Source organism: Mycobacterium sp. (genome assembly GCF_050701675.1).
Classification (GTDB): domain Bacteria; phylum Actinomycetota; class Actinomycetes; order Mycobacteriales; family Mycobacteriaceae; genus Mycobacterium.
Genome location: NZ_JBOGDD010000620.1, coordinates 1 through 2,166 on the forward strand (window position 1 = coordinate 1; position 2,166 = coordinate 2,166).

Annotated in this window: 2 protein-coding genes; one reads left to right on the top strand and one right to left on the bottom strand. The window is 66.2% G+C overall.

What is annotated here, in order from left to right; all coding sequences use genetic code 11:
* Nucleotides 1-1,693: aconitate hydratase (locus ACRDUX_RS19130; RefSeq protein ID WP_526415596.1), on the bottom strand; the 1,693-nt coding region annotated here is incomplete at its 3' end.
* A 162-nt stretch (nucleotides 1,694-1,855) separates the two neighbouring features.
* Here ACRDUX_RS19130 and ACRDUX_RS19135 point away from each other — a divergent pair.
* Nucleotides 1,856-2,166 (top strand): Rv1476 family membrane protein (locus ACRDUX_RS19135; protein ID WP_526415597.1); only part of this gene is annotated, 311 nt, incomplete at its 3' end.

Genomic DNA, 2,166 nt, shown 5'->3' on the forward strand with positions numbered 1-2,166 from the left:
GCACCGCGGTCACCGAGAGGTCGTGCTCGTTGATCGCCTTCGAGATCGCGTCGGGCAGCGGACCGGTGTTGCCGATGCACGTGGTGCAGCCGTAGCCGACCAGGAAGAAGCCCAGCTTCTCCAGGTACGGCCAGACCCCGGCCTTGTCGTAGTAGTCGCTGACCACCTGTGAGCCGGGCGCCATCGACGTCTTGACCCATGGCTTGGAGGTCAGGCCCTTCTCGACGGCGTTGCGGGCCAGCAGTGCGGCGCCGAGCATCACCGAGGGGTTCGACGTGTTGGTGCACGACGTGATGGCGGCGACGACTACCGCGCCGTGATCCAGCACGAACTCGCCCTGTTCGTCCGAGCGCACCGTCACCGGTTTGCTCGGCCTGCCCTCCGAGCCGTTGGCCGCGGACAGCACGTCGATCGCGTCGTCGTCGGCGAAGGACAGCGAGACCGAATCGCTGGCTGGGAAGGACTCGTCGACGGCCTCGTCGAGCTTGGTCTCGGGCGTCGGGTAGTTCTCCTCCACGTAGTTGTGGATGTCCTTGCGGAACGCGACCTTGGACTCCGAGAGCAGGATCCGGTCCTGTGGGCGCTTGGGTCCGGCGATGGACGGCACCACGTCGCCGAGATCGAGCTCGAGGTACTCGGAGAAGACCGGTTCCTTCTCGGGGTCGTGCCACATGCCCTGCGCCTTGGCGTACGCCTCGACGAGAGCCAACTGCGCGTCCGTGCGGCCGGTCAGTCGCAGGTAGTCGACCGTGACGTCGTCGATCGGGAAGATGGCTGCGGTGGAACCGAATTCGGGGCTCATGTTGCCCAGCGTCGCGCGGTTGGCCAACGGCACCTCGGCGACGCCCACACCGTAGAACTCGACGAACTTGCCGACCACGCCGTGCTTGCGCAGCATCTCGGTGACGGTGAGCACCACGTCGGTGGCGGTCACGCCCGGCTTGATCTCACCGCTGAGCTTGAAGCCGACGACGCGGGGGATGAGCATCGAGACCGGCTGGCCCAGCATCGCGGCCTCGGCTTCGATGCCGCCGACGCCCCAGCCGAGCACGCCAAGGCCGTTGACCATGGTGGTGTGGCTGTCGGTGCCGACGCAGGTGTCGGGATATGCCGCGCCGTCTCTGACCATCACGGTGCGCGCCAGGTATTCGATGTTCACCTGGTGCACGATGCCGGTGCCGGGGGGCACCACGCTGAAGTCGTCGAAGGCACCCTGGCCCCAACGCAGGAACTGATAGCGCTCGCCGTTGCGGGCGTATTCGATTTCGACGTTGCGTTCGAAGGCGTCGCGCTGGCCGAAGACGTCGACGATCACCGAGTGGTCGATCACCATCTCGGCCGGCGCCAACGGGTTGACCTTCTGCGGATCGCCGCCGAGGTCGCCGACCGCCTCGCGCATGGTGGCGAGGTCGACGATGCACGGCACGCCGGTGAAGTCCTGCATGATCACCCTGGCTGGGGTGAACTGGATCTCGATGCTGGGATCGGCCTCGGGGTCCCAGTTCGCGATGGCCTCGATGTGGTCCTTGGTGATGTTGGCGCCGTCCTCGGTGCGCAGGAGGTTCTCGGCAAGCACCTTGAGGCTGTAGGGAAGTTTCTCGGTGCCGGGCACCGCATCCAGGCGGTAGATCTCGTAGCTTTCGTCCCCGACCTTCAACGTGTCGCGGGATCCGAACGAATTAACGCTGCTCACATCAACTCCCGGTTGAATCGTCGCCGCGACGGGCTGTGTCGCGGCGGTAACGTTTTTAACAGTACGCTTGTCCTGTAAACGATCTCAAGGCGGCCCCCAGTCTTCCCCCGATCTGGGCGTGCTGCCAGCCGATCGGCCCATGTTGGCGGTAGCGTCAGCCACGTGACGACTCCGCAGGCGCCGCTGTTCATCCCGACGCAGGTGTGCGACGTCGTGGGGAAGGACCCCGGCACGACGCCGCCAGACGTGTGCATGGACCTGGTGCAGGCCGATCTCCGCGACGACGGCGTCAGCGCTGCGGACGTGTCTGCCAACGCCGGACTGGCTCAGGTGGTGGCGGACGCGAAACAGAAGGGCATCGACCTCAAGTTGGTGGTGCTCGGCCAGAACCCCCCGATCGACACGCCGCTGCGTGACGTCGCCACCGAAGTGGGCCAGGCCCATCCGGGTTCGACGGTGCTGGTGCTCAGCCC